Origin of the sequence: Marinobacter litoralis (assembly GCF_003336705.1) — a bacterium.
GTDB classification, from domain to species: Bacteria; Pseudomonadota; Gammaproteobacteria; order Pseudomonadales; family Oleiphilaceae; genus Marinobacter; species Marinobacter litoralis.
This window is the reverse complement of record NZ_QMDL01000005.1, coordinates 111,410-135,629: the sequence shown is the minus strand read 5'-3', so window position 1 is coordinate 135,629 and position 24,220 is coordinate 111,410. Positions and strand designations below refer to the sequence as shown.

The window sequence follows — 24,220 nt, the reverse complement described above, 5'->3', positions numbered from 1 at the left end:
AAAAGGAATATGCCAAAATGGCTCAATACGTATACAGCATGAACCGCGTGGGCAAAGTAGTCCCCCCCAAGCGGGAAATCCTGAAAGACATTTCTCTAAGCTTCTTCCCGGGCGCCAAAATTGGCGTACTCGGCCTGAACGGCTCAGGTAAATCTACCCTGCTCCGCATCATGGCTGGCGTTGACCAGGATTACATCGGTGAAGCCCGTCCGCAGCCCGGCATCAATGTTGGCTACCTGCCGCAGGAACCCGAACTGGACGAAGAGAAAACCGTCAAAGAAATTGTGGACGAGTCCGTTGCCCACGTACACAACGCGCTAGCCGAGCTTGATCAGGTGTACGCCGCTTACGCCGAGCCCGACGCCGACTTTGACGAACTGGCCAAAAAGCAAGGGCAACTGGAAGCGATTATCCAGGCCACCGACGGCCACGACATCGAACGCAAGATGGAAGTCGCCGCCGACGCACTGCGCCTTCCGGCTTGGGATCAGAAAGTAAAAGTTCTGTCCGGTGGTGAGCGCCGCCGAGTTGCCCTATGCCGCTTGCTGCTTTCCGGCCCGGACATGCTGCTGCTCGACGAGCCGACGAACCACCTGGACGCAGAGTCCGTCGCCTGGCTGGAGCGCTTCCTGCACGATTACGAAGGCACCGTGGTTGCGATTACCCACGACCGTTACTTCCTGGACAACGTTGCGGGCTGGATTCTCGAGCTGGACCGCGGCCAAGGCATTCCGTTTGAAGGCAACTACAGCCAGTGGCTGGAAAACAAAGAAAAGCGTCTGGAGATGGAATCCAAACAGGAAGCGGCTCACCAGAAGGCTGTTAAACAAGAACTGGAGTGGGTTCGCTCGAATGCGAAAGGCCGTCAGTCCAAGAGCAAGGCCCGTCTGTCTCGCTTCGAGGAAATGAGCTCTCAAGAGTTCCAGAAGCGCAACGAAACCAACGAACTGTACATCCCGCCCGGACCGCGTCTGGGCGACAAGGTGATTGAAATTGAAGGCATCAGCAAAGCCTTTGGCGACCGCCTGCTGTACGAAGACGTTTCACTGACCGTGCCTCCCGGAGCCATTGTAGGCATCATCGGTGGTAACGGCGCCGGTAAGTCCACTCTGTTCAAAATGATCGCCGGCATGGACCAGCCGAACTCCGGCACCATCACCGTTGGCGAGACCGTTGAACTTGCGTATGTCGATCAGATGCGCGATCTGGACGGCAGCAAGACCGTTTGGGAAGAGCTGTCTGACGGCAACGACATCATCAAAGTCGGCAACTACGAGACCCCGTCTCGCGCTTACGTCGGCCGCTTTAACTTTAAGGGCACCGACCAGCAAAAACGTGTTGGTGATCTGTCCGGTGGTGAACGTAACCGCCTGCACCTTGCCAAGCTGCTAAAACAGGGCGGCAACGTATTGCTGTTGGACGAACCCACCAACGACCTCGACGTAGAAACCCTGCGCGCGCTGGAAGAAGCATTGCTGAACTTCCCGGGCTCTGCGCTGGTGATCTCGCACGACCGTTGGTTCCTGGACCGTGTGGCAACCCACATTCTGGCGTTCGAAGACGACGGGGAAGTGGTCTATTTTGACGGAAACTTCACGGAATACGACGCCGACTTCAAGAAGCGTAAGGGCGATTCTGCAATGCAGCCCAAGCGCATGAAGTACAAGAAGCTGGCGTAATGGCCAAAGCCAAAACCGCGTACGTCTGCACCGAGTGCGGCGCTGATTACTCCAAATGGCAGGGGCAGTGCACGGCCTGCCAAGCCTGGAACACCGTCAGCGAAGTACGCGGCATCTCCGGCAACAACACCAAAGGCGCTCGAGGCGTTCGTTTCGAGGGGTACGCGGGCAGCTTGTCGGAGGTTAAAAGCCTTGACGAGGTCAGTCTTGCTGAACAGGCCCGCATCAGCACCGGCATGCAGGAGTTTGACCGCGTGCTCGGTGGCGGCCTGATCGAAGGCTCGGCCGTGCTGATGGGCGGTCACCCGGGCGCTGGCAAGAGCACTTTGTTGCTCCAGGCCGTGTGCCAACTGGCAGCCCAGCACCCTGCCCTGTACGTGACCGGCGAGGAATCGCTGCAACAGGTTGCCATGCGCGCCAAGCGCCTCGGCTTGCCCACCAAAGACCTGAAAATGCTCTCGGAAACCAGTGTCGAGCGGCTCATGCAGGTAGCCGAAGCTGAAAAACCGCGCATTCTGGTGGTGGACAGTATTCAGGTGATGCACGTTGCGGACATTGAGTCCGCGCCGGGCTCTGTCTCGCAAGTGCGTGAAAGCGCCGCTTACCTGACCCGCTTCGCCAAGCAGACCGGCACCATCTTGTTTTTGGTTGGCCATGTCACCAAAGACGGCAGCCTGGCCGGCCCGAAAGTGCTGGAACACATGATCGACTGCTCGATCCTGCTGGAAGGCTCCAGCGACAGCCGATACCGCACCCTACGGGGCATCAAGAACCGTTTTGGTGCGGTAAATGAGCTGGGCGTTTTCGCGATGCTGGAACAGGGCCTGAAAGAGGTAAAAAACCCCAGCGCCATCTTCCTGAACCGCGGCGAAGAAGCGGCTCCGGGCAGTGTGGTAATGGTGGTTTGGGAAGGCACTCGGCCGATGCTGGTGGAGATTCAGGCATTGGTGGATATGGCTCAGGGCAGTTACCCAAGACGGGTTGCGGTTGGTTTGGATCAAAATCGTTTGGCGATGTTGTTAGCGGTTCTGCACCGTCATGGTGGTATGCATGTGGCGGATCAGGATGTGTTTGTGAACGTGGTTGGCGGGGTGAAAGTTGCTGAAACCAGTGCCGATTTGGCATTGCTGGCTGCGGTTGTTTCATCCTTCCGGAACCGTGCTTTGCCGCAGGATTTGGTGATTTTCGGGGAAGTCGGCCTTTCCGGTGAGATTCGTCCTGTGCCCAGTGGGCAAGAGCGGATTTACGAGGCTTCCAAGCATGGATTCACCCGAGCATTGGTTCCGAAAGCCAATGCACCGCGTAAGCCTATCGAGGGGATGAAAGTTATTCCGGTGACCAAACTATCGGATGCTCTTTCGGCGCTGGAGGAGTTTTAATCTACCCCCCTCCAGCCTAGCCTGCAGACTTTGGTGCAAGGCTCGCACAGGGATAGCTTTCCAAAAACCGCTACGAGCACATCCATGTGCGCTTCTCTTCGGCCATCCATGGCCTACGACATTTTTGGAAAGCTATCCCTGCGCGAACCAACCTGACCTCGGAAATATACGCTCAAAAAACATTCAGCGCGCATCCTCTAGTCAATTAGATGCGCTAACTCTCGCTCTAACAAATCCGGATCGCCCAGATTCAACTCCACCAACCGCCTCAAATGCGTTGCGCTTTCGATATCGATGTACTGGCACTTAAAGCCCAGACGATGCCCTTCAACGTGCACCAACTCCACCGCCATAACAATACCGGCCTCGTGGCCGTTCAGCTGTATAACAAGCTCACAGGGCTCACCGATTGGCACGCCCCAGCCTTCTGGCCGCTCAACAAGCGCCCCTTTGAGGGAGATATCCAACACTTCCGTTGACCACACCTGTTCCTGCCAATGCAGCTCACAGGGAGCATCAAAGCTAATACGGTGGAAACGGCGATTTTCGGGATTCTGGGCAGCCAAGGGATGTCTCCGAGTCTTGAATAGATCTGCTATGACTATAGACCGGACACAAACTGTAAGCCAACCGTCTTCGAGACGGGCAGTTCAACATCAAAAGACTTTGTTCAGGATAACGAGGAGTACGGCAAGTAAGGTGGCGGGCGGGCCTCCGAAAAATTTCGGAGGCCACGGATGGCCGGAGAGAAGCGCACACGGATGTGCTTGTAGCGGTTTTTCGGAGGCCCGCCCGCCACCTTACAAACTCCCAAGTAAAAGGCTAGCGGACGAAAAACTTCAAACTTCAATTACTGCTGATGATACTTGGCACTCAGCTCAACAACCGCCTCAATGAACGCACCCGCATGCTCCGGATCCACCTCAGGCGTAATACCGTGGCCCAAGTTGAAGATGTGCCCGGTGCCCTGCCCGTAACGAGACAGAATATCTTCCACCTCCTCACGGATACGCTGCTTAGGCGCATACAACATCGTCGGGTCCATGTTGCCCTGCAGAGCAACCCGATCACCCACTCGTGCACGAGCGTTGCCAATATCCGTAGTCCAGTCCAGACCAACCGCATCACAACCCGTGTCGGCAATCGACTCCAGCCACTGACCACCGTTCTTGGTGAACAGGATCACCGGCACCCGGCGACCTTCGTTTTCACGAATCAAACCGTCTACGATCTTCTTCATGTAACGCAGCGAGAACTCTTCATAAGCCCAACCGCTAAGCACACCACCCCAGGTATCAAAGATCTGAACCGCCTGCGCACCGGCTTTAATCTGGCCGTTCAGGTAGTCAATCACCGAATCCGCCAAGTGGTCCAGCAAACGATGCATCACTTCCGGCTGACCGTACGCCAACTTCTTGGTTTCACGGAAGTCCTTGGAGGAACCACCTTCTACCATGTAAGTCGCCAGTGTCCACGGGCTACCGGAGAAACCGATCAACGGAACGCGACCATTCAGCTCACGGCGAATAGTGGATACCGCGTTCATCACGTAATCCAGATCAGACTCGGCCTTGATGTTTGGCAGCGCGTCTACGTCGGCTTCCGTGCGGATAACTTTGCGGAACTTCGGACCTTCGCCCGTTTCGAAGTACAGACCAAGGCCCAACGCATCGGGAATGGTCAGGATATCGGAGAACAAAATCGCCGCATCCAGCGGGTAGCGCTCCAGTGGCTGCAGTGTGACTTCGCAGGCCAACGGCGTGTTCTTGCACAGACTGAGGAAGTCACCCGCCTGAGCCCGGGTTGCGCGGTACTCCGGCAGGTAACGGCCCGCCTGACGCATCATCCACACCGGGGTACGGTCCACAGGCTGGCGCATCAGTGCGCGCAGGAAGCGATCGTTCTTCAACTCAGTCATAGTTTCAGTCTTCTCATCGTTTATGGGTCAGAGACAATGGGTGCCAATGATACCCCGTTTGCGCCAATAAAAAAGGGCGGCTTTCCCTTAGAAAGCCGCCCTTCTGACACCGATCAAGCTTTTACTCAGACATCCAGGTAATCCATGATGCCTTCGGCTGCCTGTCGACCTTCCCAAATCGCAGTGACCACCAGATCCGAACCGCGAACCATATCGCCGCCAGCGAAGATCTTCGGGTTGCTGGTCTGGAACGGAAGTTCAGCTTTCTCTGGTGCTGTTACCCGACCGGATTCATCGGTATTCACGCCAAGGTCTTCAAACCAGGGTGCCGGGCTCGGGCGGAAGCCGAAGGCGACCAGCACTGCGTCAGCCGGAATCACTTCTTCACTACCGGGCACAACTTCCGGGCGACGACGGCCATTTTCATCCGGCGCGCCAAGCTCCGTGGTGACCACTTTGACGCCTTCAACCTTGCCATCACCAACGATTTCCACCGGCTGGCGATTGAACAGGAACTTCACGCCCTCTTCTTTGGCGTTCGCCACTTCGCGGCGGGAACCTGGCATGTTGGCTTCGTCCCGACGATAGGCACAGGTCACGCTTTCCGCCTGCTGGCGAATAGAGGTACGGTTGCAGTCCATAGCGGTGTCACCACCACCCAGAACCACCACATGCTTGCCTTTCATATCAATGAAATCGGCAGACTTCTTCTCGAAGCCCAGTCGGCGATTCACGTTGGAGATCAGGTACGGAAGTGCATCATGAACACCCGGCAGATCCTCACCCGGGAAACCACCTTTCATGTAGGTGTAGGTGCCCATGCCCATGAATACAGCATCGAACTCTTCCAGAATGCTCTTCAACGAAACATCCTTGCCCACCTCGGTGTTCAGGCGGAATTCCATGCCCATCTCTTCGAACACCTGACGGCGGCGAGCCATCACACTCTTTTCCAGCTTGAACTCTGGAATACCAAAGGTCAGTAGCCCGCCGATTTCCGGATAGATATCGAACACCACAGGCTTCACACCGTTACGCACCAGCACGTCGGCGCAGCCAAGACCCGCAGGGCCAGCACCGATCACGGCAACCTTTTTGTCTGTCCATGTCACCTTGGACATGTCCGGCTTCCAACCCAAGGCAAAAGCGGTGTCGGTGATGTACTTTTCTACCGAACCAATGGTCACTGCCCCAAAGCCGTCGTTCAGAGTACAGGCACCTTCGCACAGACGATCCTGGGGGCACACACGGCCACACACTTCAGGCAGCGAGTTGGTCTGGTGGCACAACTCCACAGCTTTCATGATGTTGCCTTCCGACACCAGCTTCAGCCAGTTCGGAATGTAGTTGTGTACCGGGCATTTCCACTCGCAGTACGGGTTACCACACTCCAGACAACGATGTGCCTGAGAGGCCGCATGGGTTTCAGTGAATGGATGATAGATTTCACCGAATTCTTTCTTCCGCTTTTTCGCCGGGACTTTCTTCGGGTCAACCCGCCCTACTTCGACGAACTGGAAGTCATTATGAAGACGTTCTTTCATAGTGTTGCTCTCATACTTTCGATTTCGACGCGGGCTGCGCTTGCGGCGCAGCCCAACTTACAGTTTCCCCGGTGATTACTCCGGGCGGGCTCGGGTGCTGGCCAACAGGCTGCGCAAATTCGCGGCCTTCGGCTTAACCAGCCAGAACCGGTTGATGTAATCGTCGAAATCCTCCAGAAGATGTTCAGCCCAGGCACTCCCGGTTTCGGAAATGTGCTCCCGAATCACACCGCGCAGGTGGTTCCGGTAGGCTTCCATGTCTTCCCGCGCAATACGCTGAATCTCAACCAACTCATGGTTGTACTTATCGACAAAGGTGTTATCCATGTCCAGAACGTAGGCGAAACCACCGGTCATACCCGCACCGAAGTTGTAGCCAGTTTCGCCCAGAACCGTCACCAAACCGCCGGTCATGTATTCACAGCAGTGATCGCCGGCGCCTTCCACAACCGCATGAGCGCCTGAGTTACGAACCGCAAAACGCTCGCCTGCTGTACCGGCGGCAAACAACTTACCTCCGGTTGCGCCGTACAAGCAGGTGTTACCTACGATAGACGTTTCCTGAGTTTTGAAAGCACTGCCACGAGGCGGCTTAATAACCAGTTTGCCACCGGTCATGCCTTTGCCCACGTAATCGTTGGCATCGCCGTGCAGAACCATGTTCAGGCCACCAACGTTCCAAACACCGAAGCTCTGACCGGCTGTGCCTGTCAGGTCGAGGGTGATCGGAGCATCCGACATGCCCTTGTTCCCGTACCGAGCGGCAATTTCACCGGACAAACGGGCACCGATAGAACGGTCACAGTTGGTCACCTTGTAGGTCCAGGCGCCACCCGATTTTTCGTTCAGAGCGGCAGCTGTGTCTTTCACGATCCGCTCAGCCAATTTACCTTGGTCAAACGGTACGTTGCGCTCTACCTGACAGGTTTGAGGCTTGTCTGCCGGGATATGGTCGTTTTCCAGCAAACGGGTCAAGTCGAGCTTCTTCTGACGCTCGGTATTGCCCGGCAAGCGCTCGAGCAGATCAACACGGCCCACCAACTCTTCCATGCTGCGAACACCCAGCTTGGCCATCCACTCGCGGGTTTCTTCCGCGACAAAGCGGAAGAAGTTCATCGCCATTTCGACGGTGCCCTTGAAGTGCTCCTCGCGCAGATAGTCGTTCTGAGTCGCAACACCCGTCGCGCAGTTGTTCAAGTGACAAATGCGCAGGTACTTACAGCCCAGCGCGACCATTGGCGTGGTACCAAAACCGAAGCTTTCCGCACCCAGAATGGCCGCTTTCACCACGTCCAGTCCGGTTTTTATGCCACCATCTGTTTGCAGACGAATCTTGCCACGCAGGTCGTTAGCACGCAGAGCTTGCTGTGTTTCGGTCAAACCGAGCTCCCAAGGGGAACCGGCGTAACGAATCGAGGTCAGCGGGCTGGCCGCAGTACCACCGTCATAACCAGACACCGTAATCAGGTCAGCATAGGCTTTGGCCACACCGGCTGCGATGGTGCCGACACCCGGCTCCGACACAAGCTTCACAGAAACCAACGCTTCCGGATTAACCTGCTTCAGATCGAAGATCAGCTGAGCCAAATCTTCAATGGAATAAATGTCGTGATGCGGCGGCGGCGAAATCAATGTCACACCTGGCACCGAATACCGCAGACGAGCAATCAGGTCGTTCACCTTACCGCCCGGCAACTGACCACCTTCACCCGGCTTGGCGCCCTGAGCGACTTTGATCTGCATTACATCTGCACTGCGTAGGTATTCAGCGGTCACGCCGAAACGGCCGGAGGCAACCTGTTTAATCTTGGAACGCTTGTTCGTGCCATAGCGCGCAGGATCTTCACCGCCCTCACCGGAGTTGGAGCGACCGCCCAGGGTATTCATCGCCACCGCCAGAGCCTCGTGAGCTTCCGGAGACAGCGCGCCCAGCGACATGGCCGCCGAATCAAAGCGCGGGAAGATGTTTTCTACCGGTTCAACATCACTGATATCGATAGGCTGAATGCCGTCTTTGAACACCAGCAAGTCACGCAACGTTGCGACTGGGCGCTCATTAACCAAGCTCGCGTATTCCTTGTAGTGACCGTAGTCACCACTGATAACCGCATCCTGGAGCTTGCCCACTACGTCTGGGTTGAACGCATGATATTCCTGGCCGTGGATGTACTTCAGCACACCACCGGGGGACAGCGGTTTACGGGGTTTCCAGGCAACCGATGCAAGCAGTTCCTGATCCTGCTGGAAGTCGCCAAAATCGGCACCCTGAATTCGGCTGGGCACTCCCTTGAAGCACAGATCAACCACGTTATCCGCCAGACCAATGGCCTCAAACAATTGAGCACCGCGGTAGGAAGCGATGGTGGAGATACCCATCTTGGACAGGATCTTCAGCAGGCCTTTGTTGATACCCTTACGATAATTGTTCTTGGCTTCGAGCGGATCCATCATCAGCTCACCGGTGCGGATCAGATCGTTCATCACCTGATAAGCCAGGTACGGGTAAACGGCTGTCGCGCCAAAGCCAAATAACACGGCGAAATGATGCGGGTCGCGCACCCAACCACTTTCAACGATGAGGTTGGTATCGCAACGCAAACCGTTCGCTGACAGGTGGTGATGAACCGCAGCCGTGGCCATCAGTGCGTTCACTGGCAGCTCACCTTCCACCAGATCCTTATCGCTCAGAATCAGCAGTACTTTGCCATCACGAACCGCCGCCGCGGATTCTTCGCATACGCGAACGATGGCCTGCTCCAAGCCTTCTTCCGGGCGGTAGCTCAAAGCTACACGACCAACTTCAAAACCGGGGCGCTGGTTATTGGTCAATCTGAGGAACTTAGCCGGCGACAGGACCGGCGTTGTCAGAATAACCCGATCCGCGTGCTCAGCGGTTTCTTCAAAAACGTTTCGCTCAGCGCCCAAACAGGTTTCGAGCGACATAACGATCGTCTCACGCAGCGGGTCAATCGGCGGGTTCGTGACCTGTGCGAATTTTTGACGGAAATAATCCGCTACGTGTCGAACCTTGCTTGAAAGCACCGCCATCGGCGTGTCGTCGCCCATGGAGCCAACCGCTTCCTGAGCACCCTCAGCGAGCGGACGCAGCACCTGATCACGCTCCTCGAAGGAGACGTTAAACATCTTCTGGTGCACCAACAGCTCGTCCGGTTCCATCAATTTGAATTCCGGCGACTCTTGGTAAAGTGTGGACTCAACTCTCAGGGCGTTTTCTTTCAACCAACTCCGGTACGGCCGGGCGTTTTTCAAACGCTCATCGATATCGGGTGTGTGCAGAACCTCGCCCGTTTCGGTATCGATAGCCAACATCTGGCCCGGACCAACCCGGCCTTTGGCCACAACGTCAGAAGGCGCGTAGTCGTAGGTACCCACTTCCGATGCCAAAGTAATGAAGTCATCCTTGGTGATCACCCAACGTGCCGGGCGCAAGCCGTTCCGGTCCAGCATACAAAGCGCATAGCGACCGTCAGACATAACCAAGCCCGCGGGGCCATCCCACGGCTCCATGTGCATGGAGTTGTATTCATAGAAAGCACGCAGATCCGAATCCATGGTGTCAACGTTCTGCCAGGCCGGCGGGATCATCATTCGCACGGCTCGGAACAGGTCAACACCACCGGCCAGCAGGATTTCCAACATGTTATCCATGCTGGAGGAGTCAGACCCGGTCAGGTTGACCAAAGGCTGCAAGGTTTGCAGGTCCGGCAGATCCGGCGAGCTGAACTTCGCCGCACGGGCGATCGCCCAGTTCCGATTGCCATCAACCGTGTTGATTTCACCGTTGTGGGCAAGATAGCGGAACGGCTGAGCCAGCGGCCACTTGGGCATGGTGTTGGTGGAAAAGCGCTGGTGGAACACACAAATAGCGGTTTCCAGATCCGGGTCACCCAAATCTTTATAGAAGTTGGCCAAATCGGCCGGCATCATCAGGCCTTTATAGGCCAAGGTACGATGCGAAAGGCTACAGATGTAAAACTCGGAATCGTCAGCCATATCGCGCTCGGCATAACGACGACCAAGGAACAGACTGATCGCAAATTCTTTCTCAGTTTTGTCGCCAGGCTCAACAAATACCTGTTCGATGCGAGGCAAGCAGTCTTTTGCCATGGGCCCCAGGCAGCTGTCATCGACAGGCACTTCGCGCCAACCCATGATATCGAGCCCTTGCTCGGTCAGCCTTTGCTCAATCGCAGCACGACCAGCCGCAGCCCTGCCTTCCTCTTGAGCTAAAAAAACCTGGCCAACTGCAAATAAGTCGCCAGGTTTTTTTCCAAACGCTGCTTCAGCAGCTTTAACCAAGAAGGCCTTGGGGCTCTGCAACAGCAGACCACAACCATCACCGGTCTTCCCGTCGGCAGCGATGCCTCCCCGGTGCGTCATGCAGGTGAGTGATTCGATAGCTGTTTCCAACAGCTTATGGCTAACCTCGCCCTTCATGTGGGCTATCAGGCCAAAACCGCAGTTGTCCCTGAATTCATCGGGATGATACAAGCCTGTCGTCATAAGCGTTCTCTCACGTAAAAATCCGTTCCCGTCACCCCATCTCGCACCACTGTAGTGCACAAAATGAGCTAACACTTTAAAAAAGGGGGAAGGGATTATACGTACAAAAAAAGGGCAGGCAAGAATTTTTTGAATTTTTCGTCATACCGACGGAAGTCGTGCACCATATAGGTGCACTTTTTAGTATCAGAAGCTCTCAAAGGAGCGAATCCAAGGCCGATCCACCTTTAATGCATCAGGAAGGGTCGCAGCGGCAGATTCCGCGTCTTTCCGGGTCGCGTAATTTCCGTACACCAACATAAACCACGGTTTGCCGTCACGCTCGCCGACGGTATATCGCATATTTTGGTCGCCCGGCAGCCGGCCAAGCACATTCAGTACGGTTTGCTCCAAACGTCCGGCGACCAGCTGAAGCGTCCAGCCCTGGTTTTTTTTAAGGCGATCCAGCGCAACAAACCGCTCCGCCATCACAGGAGTAAAGGTTGGCTCTGGCTCTGGCTCTGGCTCTGGCTCTGGCTCTGGCTCTGGCTCTGGCTCTGGCTCTGGCTCTGGCTCTGGCTCTGGCTCTGGCTCTGGCTCTTCTATAATGTTCGCGGGTTCTGGCGCAGAGTCTAGAGCAACAGGCTGCTCCAATTCGCGTGTTTTAGGCACGTCTTCCTCGGGAAGCTCACGCTCAGGAGGAAGTGACACTTCCTGGTTATAGGCAATCACAGGGCTTTTATCTTCCATTGGTGCCGAGTCCGGCCCAATCGTAATGCTTTTACGCACACGCTCAGGTGCGGCAGTAGCCTCTGGCAGTTTTTCAACCGTTTGATCGTATTGCAAAGAAACGAGCCACCAGGAAATACCAAGCAATAACAAAGCGAGTGCAGGCCAACGAAAGCTTTGGATCGACGGGAAGTTAAAACGGGACACGCCTTGAGCGCCCGCGACCATGTCAAGCCACACACCCGGGGTTACCCGTTTTAATCGGCCAAAGCTACCCTGACTCAGAGCATGAATTTGCTTTAACCGATAAGAAGAGAGCAACTCGTCTACAGAACCGCCCGCTTTAATAACGCGAGGCTCCAGATACGCAAAAACGTCTTCTGCAGCCAGTGGCGGCAATGCAAGGTGGTGCACATATCCCGCATCGGGTTCTGATGAAAGAACCTGTTCAACGGCTTCGCTTCCGGCAAACACAGGAACAGCTGCGGCTGTTCGATCCGCGGCAACGAATGCTGAGAGAATAAGATTCAGAACGTCAGGCGGACACCGATCAGCATCATCAACCAGCAGTACTTGGCGCTGACCACGCTCTACACGACTCTCAGACCATGAAAAATAGCGGTATACCGCTTCTCGAGGTTCGAAATCTTCAGGAATAGCCGAGCGGGACATACGCTTAAGTTCTCGCGCCAACACCGAAGCGCTCGTCAGGGCTGTCGCCGGAACGTACTGAAAATCGAGCCTCGATGATTCATTCTTAACCAGCTCGGCCAGCAATCGCGTTTTGCCGGCCCCAGGCGCCCCGGTCACAACCAGCGCCATGTCACCAAAGCCGCTGAGATGGCGCAGCGATTCCAAAGCATGCTGCCGCATCGCCCCGGGAAAGAATGGCGTATCCATTTCCAGCGGGTTCTCGCTCAAACCGTATCGCTGCTGCAAACGCGGGAACAATCCACCGCCATCAAGGCTGTTTAACGTGTCCTGAGCCACACCTCATCCCTGTCTTATTGTTTTCTGGGTAGACAACCGGTTAGCTGGTAAACGCTTTCAAGGTCGCACGCAAATTTTCAGGCGCGTAGTCTGCCGTCACCCAAGCATTGCCCAATGCGCGCATCAATACCAAACGGATTTGGCCATCGACATTTTTCTTATCAACAGCCATCAGACTCAGGAAGTCCTCTTCTGCCATTCCTTCTGGTGCTTTGTCTGGCAAACCTGCACTTCGGATCAGGGCATCGGCCCGCGTTCTGTCCGCTTCGCTTATATGCCCTTCGCGCACAGATAAATCGGCAGCCATCATCATGCCGGTACCCACCGCCTCACCGTGCAACCAGTTCCCGTAGCCGGCAAAGGTTTCAATGGCATGCCCGAAGGTATGGCCCAGGTTAAGAATGGCTCGCAAGCCGCCTTCTTTTTCGTCCAAAGAAACCACTTCTGCCTTACATTCACAGGAGCGGTAAATGGCTTCGCCTAAAGCCTGCGTGTCCAGGGCTCGTAACGCATCAATATTATCTTCGAGCCAATCTAGGAATTCCGGCGTGCGAATCAAACCGTACTTGATCACCTCCGCCAGACCCGCAGACACTTCTCTGGCGGGCAGGGTTCCAAGCGTATCGGTATCAATCAGAACGGCTTGCGGCTGATGAAACGCACCCACCATATTCTTTCCAAGAGGATGATTGATGCCGGTTTTTCCACCTACCGACGAATCCACCTGTGACAACAGGGTTGTCGGAATCTGAATAAACGGAACACCGCGCTGGTAACACGCCGCAGCAAAGCCTGCCATGTCTCCGACTACGCCACCACCTAACGCCGCAAGGGTCGTGTGGCGGGTGTGACGTTTTTCCAGCAAACCGTCGAAAATAAGATTCAACGTTTGCCAGTTTTTATACTCTTCGCCATCCGGCAGTGTAACCACATCTATCTGTTTTCCCGGAAAACATGCCTTCGCTTTTTCCAGGTACAACGGTGCGACCGTCTCGTTGGTGACAATCATGACCTGACCGCCACTCACCCAGGGCGTGAGATCATAAGAACCCAGCAACCCCGACCCAATCACAATGGGGTAGCTGCGCTCACCAAGATCAACTTTGAGTTCTTTCAGTAGCTTGTACATGCTGACGACCTTCCTTCCGCCTTTGCCTTCTATGCCTTGGGGTTTTAGGGCTGATTCTGTTCACCAATTGCCGAACCACAAGCCGGGGGCTTTTTCGGTCGGTATACATCACGATGTCGGCTAACTGGGTATACAACGGATCTCTGATCGCAAACAGCTTTCGTAACACGCCTTCAGGATCATCGTTTTGTAAGAGAGGACGATTGCGATCTTTTCTTGTCCGTTCTACCTGCTGCTCGATCGAGGTCTTCAAATAGACAACCACAGCGTTTTTGCGCAACAAAGGATGGTTTTCCGGGCGCATCACGGCACCGCCACCCGTCGCTAACACTACGCCCGATTCGACAGTCATCTCGTCAAGCATGGCGGTTTCTCTTTGCCGGAAGCCGCCCTCGCCTTCGACATCGAAAATCCAAGGGATGTTTGCCCCACACCGCTCCTCGATAACCCGATCCGAATCTAAAAAACGATAACCGAGTTCTTTGGCAAGCAAACGGCCGATAGTGCTTTTTCCGGCCCCCATGGGCCCAACCAGAACAACGCGTTTGGGCAAAGACATAACTTTCCGCTCAACAATTTTTCAGGCGGATGAGAATAGCACAGGGCGCGCCAATCCATAACCTTGCCGAGCCACAGACACAAAAAAGCCGCCGGTATCAGCGGCGGCTTTCAGGCTCTGACCCGAATTACTGGATCAAATCGCTCTTGATGATCTTCGGCGTGATGAAGATCAGCAGCTCACTGCGCTCATCCACATGCTCTGTGCGCTTAAACAACCGCCCCAGGTATGGGATGTCACCCAAGAATGGCGTTTTCGTTGTTTGAGTAGCAACTTCTGACTGGAAGATACCACCCAGCACTACCGTTTCACCGTTCGCAACGAGCACCTGCGTGGTCACTTCGTTGGTGTTGATTGACGGAATCCCTGCGGTCACCTCACCACGAGAATCCTGGTTCACGATCAGATCCATAATGATCTTATCATCCGGGGTAATCTGTGGCGTTACTTCCAGAGAAAGCACCGCTTCCTTGAACGACACGGACGTAGCGCCGCTTGAAGAAGCCTCTTGATAAGGAATTTCTTCACCTGACTTGATCGACGCGCTCTGGCGATCGGCCGTCACAACACGAGGCTGCGAAACTACTTCCGCGCGGCCATCGCTTTCCAGCGCAGAAAGTTCAAGATCTACCAGGAAGTCGTCACTGCCCCAGCCGATGGCGAAAGATGATGCGCCTTCACCAGTCACACCGAGGTCCACACCCAAAGCGCCGGGGAACGAGATCGTATTACTACCGCCACTTGCTGCATCACGGGCTTCACTGAGAGTTCCCAGGGACCCACCAACGGTAACAACATCATTGCCACTCACATCGTAGGCCGCACCGCCCCAACGAACGCCCAAGTCTTCGGCAACGTTGGTCTGTGCACGAACAATGCGCGCTTCGATGGATACCTGACGCACGGGAACATCCCAGGTGCTCACCAAGCGACGAATCTCTTCGAGCTTATCCGCAGTTTCACGCACGGTAATGGTGTTGGTACGCTTATCCGATGACACGAAACCTCGCGATGAGATCAACTCGGCGTCGGCTTGGATCAAGCTAACAATTTCGTCGGCCTTCGCGTAGTTAACTTGAATAATATCCAACCGAACCGGAGCTAGCTCAGCGATCTGCTTATTGGTTTCCAGCTCCAGCTTCTCGCGGGCTGCAATTTCTTCAGCAGGCGCTACCAGAAGCACGTTACCGATCTGACGCTTATCCAGACCTTTGGTTTTCAAAATCAGATCCAGCGCCTGGTCCCAAGGCACGTTCTGCAGGCGCAGCGTGATGCTGCCGCCCACCGTGTCACTGGCAACCAGGTTCAAGCCTGTGAAGTCCGCAATCAGCTGCAGCACAGAGCGCACTTCGATGTCTTGGAAGTTAAGAGAGAGCTTCTCGCCAGAATACGGGAACTTCTCTTCACGGCGGGTTTCGGCTTCTTCCTGAGAGATCTCTTCCACGCTAACCGTGAACTCGCGGCCAGACTGGTAGGCGATGTAGTCGTAATCCCCTTCCGGACGAATCTCTACAACTGCATTCCCATCTTCCACAAAGGTATCGATACGGGTGACAGGCGTTGCAAAGTCCGTTACATCCAATCGACGACGCAAATCAACAGGCACGTCAAGATCCGGCATGGTCAGACGAATGCGTCCGCCCAGCTCGGTCAGGTTCACCGCGGACGAGCTGCTGCCCAAATCAACAATCACTCGCCCTTCGCCAGCTTTCCCTCTACGGAAATCAATGCCTGCCAGTGCATTTGCACCAGAGGGAGCGGAAACCGTCGTTTGCTGGGAGCCGGAAGTTGCAGCTACTGATGATCCTGCGCCACCGATCGTCATGACCAGTGAGTTGTTATTCCGCGTTGTCTCGTGGGGGACCAACTCAATCAGGTTGAAGATCAACCGGGTGCGATCTTTGGTTTCCACAACGGTCACACTCTGAGCATTGCCGGACCCCAGCGGGATGCTGCGCTTATTTATTCCGCTCGTTGTATCTTTCAGGTCAACCGTAATCCGGGCCGGACGCTCGATGGTGTAGCCGGTCGGTTCCGGTGGTGTACCGTCAAATTCCATGATCACTTCCAAGCGCTCACCCGGCAGTGACGAAAACGTGACGTCTTGCAGCGTGACCGCGCTGGCCAGGCTGCTCCATAACCCCACGGCAATAATACCTACGGAGACATTAAGTTTTTTGAACATCGCTAGCCTCGACCCTAAACCTGTTTGTTCTTGCATATTTCTTGTATTCATCATCCTGCCGCTCCTGTGCCCTCATCCAAAGACAAGGAGCGGGGGCGTTCGACCCATCCACCCCGGCCATTCGGAACGATTTCAATCAGTTCGATACGCGTTTCACTGACTCCTACGATACGGCCATAGTTTTGCCCCATGTAGTTTCCAACCCGCACTCGATGTATGCCTGACGCGCCGTCCCGCACCAACGCGAAAAGAGTTCCGCCAGAACCTTCCAACGTACCCACCATACTCAACGACTTCAGATCGAAGTTCTCGAGCACCTCTCGCGGACGATCGAGATCGGGCTCCACGTCGGTAATGGGCTTTTCGTCTACCATGGTCAACTGCACATCGACGGGCGGCTCAAACGGAGCCCGGCGGTCGGCCGCCGAATAACTGAAGGCCTCGTAGGCCTTGAACTCTGGCAAAGGCTCTACGTGCCCCCGGGGTTTAGCCCGGGTATCCGCCATAAACTTGTCCAAATCCGAGAAGCCGTTGCCCTGGGAACAAGCTGTCAGTAACGACGCCAGACACACACCCAGCCAGGCTTTTCCTGCATGCTTCTTTGCCATGCTTACTCTCCAGCCCGGTAACGGTAGGTACGGGCAACAACCTGCATATCCAGTTGTTCGCCATTTCCACCGATTGGTTTAATAGTCAAATCGTGCAGCGTAACGATGCGAGGCAAACTTGCAACGCTGCTGACGAACGAGGCCAGCTCATGATACGAACCTGAAACCCGCACGTTGATCGGAAGCTCCGAATAGAAATCTCTCTGGCGTTCTGGCTGCAGCTTCACTTCCTGCAAGCTCAGACCACTGCCCAGCGCTGTATTGGTAATATCCTCCAACAAGCCCGGCACCTCGGTTTCACTCGGCAACTGACGCACCAGCGCACCAAAGGTTTCTTCCATTTCAACCATCTGAGCTTTAAACACCTCCAAGTTTGCAACCCGATAGGCTTTCTGCTCGTAGGTTTGCTTCAGCTCTTGCTCTTTTCTCTCAACTCGATCGAGTTGGGCGTACTGGTCCTTGATAAAAAACCAATACCCGCCACCCAAAATCAGACCAAACACCAACAGGAACACAATGGCCTTGATTGGCGCGGGCCAAATGCCAGCATTGTTGACATCGAGATCGTTGATATCGAATTCGTTAAGGCTTTTCAGTGAGTCCGCGAGGCTCATTATTTATCCTCCCCTTCGGGCTCTGGCGTTTTCTGCTGAACCGATAGATTGAACTGGCTGTAACCAGCGCGGCGGTTATCTGCAGCCGCAACGTTGCTCAGGTTCGGCCCGGTAAACCATTCGGATTCCTCAAACTGACGCATCAGGTTAGAAATGCGACTGTTGGACTCGGCCATGCCGACGATATCCAGGCGCTCACCGCTCTTTTTAAGGTCGGTAAAGAACAAGCCATCGGGAAGGGTACGCACCAACTCGTCAAACACTCGAACAATGACCGGACGCTTGCCCTGCAGATCCTGAATAACCTTCATCCGAGCGAGCAGCTCATCACGCTGGCGTTTGAGGTTCTCAATTTCTTTGATCTGCTTGTCCAGCTGTTTGGTAGCGGTTTCAATGTAGGCATTACGTGATTGCTGGTACGCGATTCGGTTGTCTGTATCGGTTTTCCACAAAAACACTAAGCCTGCCGCAATAATGACAGCGCCCAGCATCATCACCACAAACTGTTTCTGTTTCTCCGCACGCAGCTCTTCGCGCCAAGGTCTCAGGTTAATTTTTGCCATCAGTCGAAACTCCTCATTGCCAGTCCACAGGCAATCATCAACGATGGTGCGTCATTGCTCAGCGAGGATGCATTCACCCGGGACCCCACCGCCATATCAGCGAACGGGTTAGCAACCAGCGTTGGTGTCCCTGTTTTCTCTTCGACCATTTCTGTAAGGCCTTGAATCGAAGCCGTTCCACCTGCCAACACCACGTAGTCCACCGCGTTATACTGACTGGCGCCGAAGAAAAACTGCAGCGCGCGTGCCACCTGCTGGACAACCGCTTCCCGGAATGGGTTTAGCACTTCGGTTTCGTAATCATCCGGCAAGCCACCTTGTTTTTTGGCCAACCCGGCCTCTTCAGTGGACAAACCGTAACGGCGTTGAATTTCCTCGGTGAGTTGTTTGCCACCGAAGATCTGCTCGCGGGTGTAAACCGTCTTACCTTCGGCCAGAACACTCAGCGTGGTCATGGTGGCCCCGATATCCATGATAGCCACCACCAGTTCTTCACCTTGAGAATCGAGCTGCGGCTCGATCAATTCATAAGCCCGCTCGAGCGCGTAGGCTTCAACATCGACCACCTTCGCGTTCAGCCCTGCTATTTCCAGAGCATCTTCCCGAACGTCAACGTTTTCTTTCCGACAAGCGGCAAGCAGGACATCAACCTGATCCGGATTACTCTCGGAAGGCCCCTGCACCTCGAAATCGATAGCCACTTCATCAAGGGGATATGGAATGTATTGATCCGCTTCCAAAGCAATCTGATCTTCCATCTCAAACTCATTGAGACCGGAATCCATTTGAATCACTTTGGTAATGACTGCAGAACCGGAGACGGCAACAGCCACCTGTTTGACATTCGTGCGGGACTTAGACGCAACACGTTTGAGCACTTCGCCCACCGCCTCTACGTCTGTAATATTTTTCTCGACAACTGCGTTGGCCGGAAGGGGCTCAACAGCGTAGCTTTCGACTCTGTAACGGTCGCCCTGCTTTGACAGTTCGAGGAGTTTTGCTGAACTGGAGCTGACATCAACCCCAAGAACAGAACTGGATTTTTTTCCTATCAATCCGAACACGCGCTCACCCTATACCTGGTTGAATACACCCGGCGTTGGAGCCCCTCGGTCTCTTGCCTGTTAGCGACAGAAGCTCCGAGATCGCTCTCTTAGTTTTAAGCAGTTTTCCTGCTTTTATCTGTTTTATATGTAAGAGAATTTCTTATTCATTCCGTCTACAATGCAATTTCTCGTTTTTACGGGAGAGATTGCATGCCGGAAGGCCGCCAAACCTTCCTAAAGCAATTTCTCAAATAATAGACCTATATCTAACAGATGTCAGAAAAAAATGTCTCATTTGATGCGTACATCTCGTGTTTTTGCCTGGATCATTCTTACCGGCCTGAGTGTCGCCGTCATATTGACTGCAAGCTTGTATCTGTATTTACGACCCAGCCTGCCTCCCGTAGAACAACTTCTCGACGTCAAGCTGCAAACGCCTTTGCGGGTGTACAGTCATGACAACGAATTAATAGCAGAATTCGGCGAAAAGAGAAGGACTCCGGTCACAATCGAACAGATCCCTACACTTCAGTTACAAGCCTTTCTGGCCGCGGAAGACGCCCGTTTTTACGAACACTTCGGAGTAGACATCAAAGGCCTGACACGGGCTGCGATCGAACTGATCTCTACCGGATCGATTCAATCCGGTGGCAGTACCATCACAATGCAGGTTGCAAAAAATTACTTTTTGTCACGCGACAGAACCTTCATTCGCAAGTTCAGCGAAATACTTCTGGCCATTCAAATTGAGCGAGAACTGAGCAAAGAAAAGATTTTCGAGCTGTACCTGAACAAGATCTATTTGGGCAATCGCGCTTACGGTATTTCCGCTGCAGCTCAAGTCTATTACGACAAACCGGTTAATGAACTGTCTCTGGCACAGATGGCCATGCTGGCCGGCCTTCCCAAAGCCCCTTCGGCTTACAACCCGATCGCCGATCCCGAACGCGCCCTAGTGCGCCGAAACTGGATACTCGGACGCATGGAAAGTTTGGGATTCATTACCAGTGATGCGCGCGAACTGGCTTCGGAAGCCCCGATCACTGCCAGCTACAACGCCCGGGACACCGACGTCGATGCCGATTACGTTGCTGAAATGGCGCGCTCCGAAATGGTACGGAGGTTCGGCGACACAGCGTATACCGATGGCTACAGCGTCACTCTCACCGTCGACAGCTTGAAGCAACAGACCGCAACCGACACATTAAGGGCCGGCCTCGAAGATTACGATCGTCGCCACGGCTACCGGGGCGCTATCGGACAAGTGGACATCGACGGCATGACGGCCGCCGAACTTTCAGGGGAACTTGCCAACTACCCGACCGTAGAACGCCTACTGCCAGCCATTGTCACATCGATTGACGACAAGAACGGGAAAGTCCAAACACACACTCGCGCACTCGGCCCCACTACCATGGCGTTTGACTCCATGAAGTGGGCACGCAGGCACCGCACGGAAAGCCTGACAGGCCCCGAGCCGAAAAAACCCTCTGACGTCGTCAGTGTCGGCGATGTCATTTATGTAAAAGCCCTCAGCGCCGAGCAGCCCTCCGAAGATGCCACGACAGTCACGCAAAACGTTGCTTTGGCCCAAGTACCAAATGTCGAAGGCGCGCTCATCTCCCTGAATGCCAAGACCGGCGCCATTGAAGCACTCACCGGCGGCTACAGCTTCGGTCAAAGCAAATACAACCGGGCAACCCAGGCAAAGCGCCAACCAGGCTCCACGTTTAAGCCGTTTCTTTATCTAGCCGCACTGGAGAACGGGCGCACACCCGCCACCATTTATAACGACGCGCCAATTGTGCTTGATAACTCCGACCTTGAAGGCTCGTGGCGCCCGCAAAATGCTTCCGGGCAATTCTACGGACCAACAACCCTGCGCAAAGGTTTGTATCGGTCGCGCAACCTGGTATCCATTCGATTACTGCGCGATCTAGGCATTCGCACTACGCTCGACTACCTGGAACAGCTCAAAATCCCGACCAACAATATGCCCGAAAACTTGTCATTGTCGTTGGGAAGCGGACTGCTCAGCCCCATGGAGCTGGCTCGCGGCTTCGCCATCATCGCCAATGGCGGTTATGACGTGCAGCCCTATTTGATTGAAAGCATTCGCGAATCCAATGGCACCGTAATTTACGAAGCACCGGAAACGATTCTGTGCGACCGCGATTGCGACGCGCTCGAGGCACAATACAGCTCTAGCAGTGAAAACACTGAACCCGTTGAATCCGCGCCAGAAACGGTCGGCATTATTCTCCCTGCTTCACAAAATTCCGAGAGCCCCAGAATCATGCGCAAACTGGCGGACACCCGCTCGGTTTACATCATGCATTCCATCATGCAAGACGTGATTCAACAGGGCACCGGTCGCCGCGCCAGAGCCTTGGGGCGCAGCGATTTAGCCGGAAAAACCGGCACGACAAACGAACAGAAAGACACCTGGTTCGCCGGCTACAATCACAGCATCGCGACAACGGTTTATGTCGGCTTTGACCAGCCCGCACCGCTTGGGCGTGGAGAATACGGCGCAAGCACCGCACTTCCCATCTGGATTGACTACATGAAGGTTGCACTGGCGGACACTCCTCCTTCATTGATGCCGCGACCCAATGGCCTGGCCAACATTCGCATCAATCCGGAAACCGGCGAGCGCGCGCACCCAAATGAAGATGGCGTTTTTGAGCTCTTCAAAGAAGAGAATGTTCCCGCGCCGTTAACCGCCGACCAACTTGAAAATCCATCCGGTAGCGCGCCGGAAAGCTTCTCCCGGCAGATCTTCTAAGCCGGGAGCTCAGGCAAAACAAGCAACCACAAAAAAACCGGCGGGATCACCGCCGGTTTTTTATGCATGAAGCTGAACTACATCGGAGTTAGATGATGTCGTCCATAGACTTCAGCGGGTAGTGCGCAGGATAAGGTTGTCCTGCTACACCTGAATCTACAGCAGCGCGAGCTACCGCAGCAGGTACAACTTCCAGCAAGCGAACATCCATCGGCTTAGGAATAATGTAGTCCTTACCGAATTCGAGGCTGTCTACGCCGTAGGCTTCACAGATTTCCTGAGGCACAGACTCTTTCGCCAGTTCGCGGATAGCGTTAACCGCTGCCACTTTCATTTCTTCGTTGATGCAGGTCGCGCGAACGTCCAGAGCACCACGGAAAATGAACGGGAAGCCCAACACATTGTTCACCTGGTTCGGGTAGTCCGAACGACCCGTAGCCATGATCAGGTCATCACGGGTAGCCATAGCCAGCGCGTGATTGATTTCCGGATCCGGGTTAGAGCATGCGAAAACGATCGGGTTCGGCGCCATCTTCTTCAGCTGTTCCGCTGACAGAAGATCAGGACCGGACAGACCCAGGAATACGTCTGCGCCGTCGATCGCATCATCCAGCGTGCGCTTGTCTGTGTCGTTTGCAAACATCGCTTTGTACTGGTTCAGATCATCACGACCAGAGTGGATCACACCCTTGCGGTCGAGCATGAAGATATTTTCAGAGCGAACACCACAGCTGATCAGCAGCTTGGAGCAAGCAATGGCTGCAGCGCCAGCGCCCAAGCAGACAACTTTCGCGTCTTCAATGTTTTTGCCCTGCAGCTCGAGGGCATTGATCATGCCTGCTGCAGTAACGATCGCCGTACCATGCTGGTCATCGTGGAAGATGGGCACGTTGCACTTTTCAATCAGTGCGCGCTCAATTTCAAAGCACTCAGGCGCTTTGATGTCTTCCAGGTTGATGCCACCAAAGGTGTCCGCGATGCGCTCAACAGTTTCAATAAACGCTTGCGGGCTTTCGGAATTAACTTCGATATCGAATACGTCAATTCCGGCAAAGCGCTTGAACAGTACGCCTTTGCCTTCCATTACCGGCTTACTCGCCAGAGGCCCGAGGTTACCCAGACCCAGGATAGCGGTACCGTCAGAAATAACGGCAACCAGGTTACCCTTGGCGGTATATTTGTATGCGTTCTCGGGGTCCTTCGCGATCTCGCGGACCGGCTCGGCAACTCCAGGACTGTACGCCAGAGATAGATCGCGAGCTGTTTGAGTAGGCTTAGTGACTTCTACACTCAGCTTACCCGGCCGCGGTTTGGCGTGATATTCAAGGGCTGCTTCTTTCAGATCTTGAGACATTGCCACTGTTCCGTTTGTCACGTTTAAAAGTAAAAGCCGCCTGACCTCAGGTCGACGGAGCGCGACATTATGGCGCGCCCATCCCAAAACGACAAGCTAAACCCGAATATTTTATAACCAGTCAATAGGGCATTTTGCTTATAAGAATGATTAATGCGTAAATTTCAGGCACAAAAAAAGCGCCCGTAGGCGCTTTTTTCAACATTCCGGCTGTGCTCAGTCTTTCTTAGCACCGATACGACCACCGAAACGCTTGTTGAACTTATCGATACGACCACCGGTGTCCATAACCTTCTGCTTACCAGTGTAGAACGGGTGGCACTGGGAGCATACGTCCAGCTGCAGGTCGTGACCAACAGTAGAGCGGGTCTTGATCACGTTACCGCAAGAACAGGTAGCAGTGATGTCTTCGTACTTAGGATGAATACCTTCTTTCATGGCGAACCTCTTTCGGGCATGCCGCTACCTGATCACCTCCGGAAAAACCGGTTTTTGGGTCAGGCACCGCAATTTTGAATCAATTGAAAGACCGCGCACTACCACGCCCGGCCAGAAACAGACCGCGAATCTTACTGGCAAAGCCGGCCACAGGCAAGTATCTTCCGCAGTGTCTATTACGTCAAAACCATCCG

17 protein-coding genes are annotated in these 24,220 nt (G+C 54.5%); 3 read left to right on the top strand and 14 right to left on the bottom strand.

From position 1 onward, the window contains the following. Positions 1 to 17: 17 nt before the first annotated feature. Positions 18 to 1,679, top strand: coding sequence for an energy-dependent translational throttle protein EttA (gene ettA, locus DOQ08_RS15435; RefSeq protein WP_114335880.1), 1,662 nt, complete (start codon positions 18 to 20; stop codon positions 1,677 to 1,679). Beyond that, positions 1,679 to 3,058, top strand: coding sequence for a DNA repair protein RadA (gene radA / locus DOQ08_RS15430; RefSeq protein WP_114335879.1), 1,380 nt, complete (start codon positions 1,679 to 1,681; stop codon positions 3,056 to 3,058). Before ettA ends, radA begins: the two co-directional genes overlap by 1 nt. Before the next feature lie 197 nt (positions 3,059 to 3,255). On the opposite strand, the gene DOQ08_RS15425 is transcribed toward radA, so the two are convergent. The 12 genes from DOQ08_RS15425 to DOQ08_RS15370 form a co-directional block, all read right to left on the bottom strand. Beyond that, positions 3,256 to 3,624: a PilZ domain-containing protein gene (locus tag DOQ08_RS15425; protein WP_114335878.1), complete on the bottom strand. Its 369-nt coding sequence runs from the start codon at positions 3,622 to 3,624 to the stop codon at positions 3,256 to 3,258. 284 nt (positions 3,625 to 3,908) lie between these two features. After that, on the bottom strand, positions 3,909 to 4,976 hold the full coding sequence (hemE, locus tag DOQ08_RS15420; RefSeq protein WP_114335877.1) for a uroporphyrinogen decarboxylase: 1,068 nt from the start codon (positions 4,974 to 4,976) through the stop codon (positions 3,909 to 3,911). A 125-nt stretch (positions 4,977 to 5,101) separates the two neighbouring features. Next, positions 5,102 to 6,520 carry an FAD-dependent oxidoreductase gene (locus DOQ08_RS15415; RefSeq protein ID WP_114335876.1) on the bottom strand — a complete coding sequence of 473 codons (1,419 nt, stop codon included), beginning with the start codon at positions 6,518 to 6,520 and terminating at the stop codon, positions 5,102 to 5,104. A gap of 75 nt (positions 6,521 to 6,595) precedes the next feature. Then, positions 6,596 to 11,044 (bottom strand): glutamate synthase large subunit, encoded by a 4,449-nt coding sequence (gene gltB / locus DOQ08_RS15410; RefSeq protein ID WP_114335875.1) that lies wholly within the window; start codon positions 11,042 to 11,044, stop codon positions 6,596 to 6,598. A gap of 186 nt (positions 11,045 to 11,230) precedes the next feature. Continuing rightward, positions 11,231 to 12,742, bottom strand: coding sequence for an AAA family ATPase (locus tag DOQ08_RS15405; RefSeq protein WP_114335874.1), 1,512 nt, complete (start codon positions 12,740 to 12,742; stop codon positions 11,231 to 11,233). A 40-nt stretch (positions 12,743 to 12,782) separates the two neighbouring features. Then, a complete protein-coding gene (aroB, locus tag DOQ08_RS15400) occupies positions 12,783 to 13,859 on the bottom strand; it encodes a 3-dehydroquinate synthase (protein ID WP_206074880.1) in 1,077 nt (358 codons plus the stop codon). Then, a complete protein-coding gene (aroK, locus tag DOQ08_RS15395; RefSeq protein ID WP_114335872.1) occupies positions 13,840 to 14,430 on the bottom strand; it encodes a shikimate kinase AroK in 591 nt (196 codons plus the stop codon). Before aroK ends, aroB begins: the two co-directional genes overlap by 20 nt. Positions 14,431 to 14,557: 127 nt before the next feature. After that, complete coding sequence (pilQ, locus tag DOQ08_RS15390; RefSeq protein ID WP_114335927.1) at positions 14,558 to 16,666, bottom strand: type IV pilus secretin PilQ; 2,109 nt, start codon at positions 16,664 to 16,666, stop codon at positions 14,558 to 14,560. Beyond that, positions 16,666 to 17,223, bottom strand: a complete 558-nt coding sequence (locus tag DOQ08_RS15385) for a pilus assembly protein PilP (RefSeq protein ID WP_114335871.1) — start codon at positions 17,221 to 17,223, stop codon at positions 16,666 to 16,668. The genes pilQ and DOQ08_RS15385 overlap by 1 nt, the downstream gene beginning before the upstream one ends. A gap of 2 nt (positions 17,224 to 17,225) precedes the next feature. Beyond that, positions 17,226 to 17,837, bottom strand: a complete 612-nt coding sequence (gene pilO, locus DOQ08_RS15380; RefSeq protein ID WP_114335870.1) for a type IV pilus inner membrane component PilO — start codon at positions 17,835 to 17,837, stop codon at positions 17,226 to 17,228. Next, positions 17,837 to 18,400, bottom strand: coding sequence for a PilN domain-containing protein (locus DOQ08_RS15375; RefSeq protein ID WP_114335869.1), 564 nt, complete (start codon positions 18,398 to 18,400; stop codon positions 17,837 to 17,839). Before DOQ08_RS15375 ends, pilO begins: the two co-directional genes overlap by 1 nt. Continuing rightward, the gene (locus DOQ08_RS15370; RefSeq protein ID WP_114335868.1) at positions 18,400 to 19,464 is read right to left on the bottom strand and encodes a pilus assembly protein PilM; all 1,065 of its coding nucleotides are present in this window, start codon (positions 19,462 to 19,464) and stop codon (positions 18,400 to 18,402) included. Before DOQ08_RS15370 ends, DOQ08_RS15375 begins: the two co-directional genes overlap by 1 nt. A gap of 268 nt (positions 19,465 to 19,732) precedes the next feature. Here DOQ08_RS15370 and DOQ08_RS15365 point away from each other — a divergent pair, with 268 nt between their 5' ends. Then, positions 19,733 to 22,234 carry a penicillin-binding protein 1A gene (locus DOQ08_RS15365; RefSeq protein ID WP_114335867.1) on the top strand — a complete coding sequence of 834 codons (2,502 nt, stop codon included), beginning with the start codon at positions 19,733 to 19,735 and terminating at the stop codon, positions 22,232 to 22,234. Positions 22,235 to 22,322: 88 nt separating this feature from the next. Here DOQ08_RS15365 and DOQ08_RS15360 read toward each other — a convergent pair whose 3' ends face one another. Together DOQ08_RS15360 and rpmE are read right to left on the bottom strand one after the other, a co-directional pair. Beyond that, complete coding sequence (locus DOQ08_RS15360) at positions 22,323 to 23,588, bottom strand: malic enzyme-like NAD(P)-binding protein (protein ID WP_114335866.1); 1,266 nt, start codon at positions 23,586 to 23,588, stop codon at positions 22,323 to 22,325. Between the two features lie 216 nt (positions 23,589 to 23,804). Further along, positions 23,805 to 24,026: a 50S ribosomal protein L31 gene (gene rpmE, locus DOQ08_RS15355; RefSeq protein WP_114335865.1), complete on the bottom strand. Its 222-nt coding sequence runs from the start codon at positions 24,024 to 24,026 to the stop codon at positions 23,805 to 23,807. Positions 24,027 to 24,220: the final 194 nt, after the last annotated feature.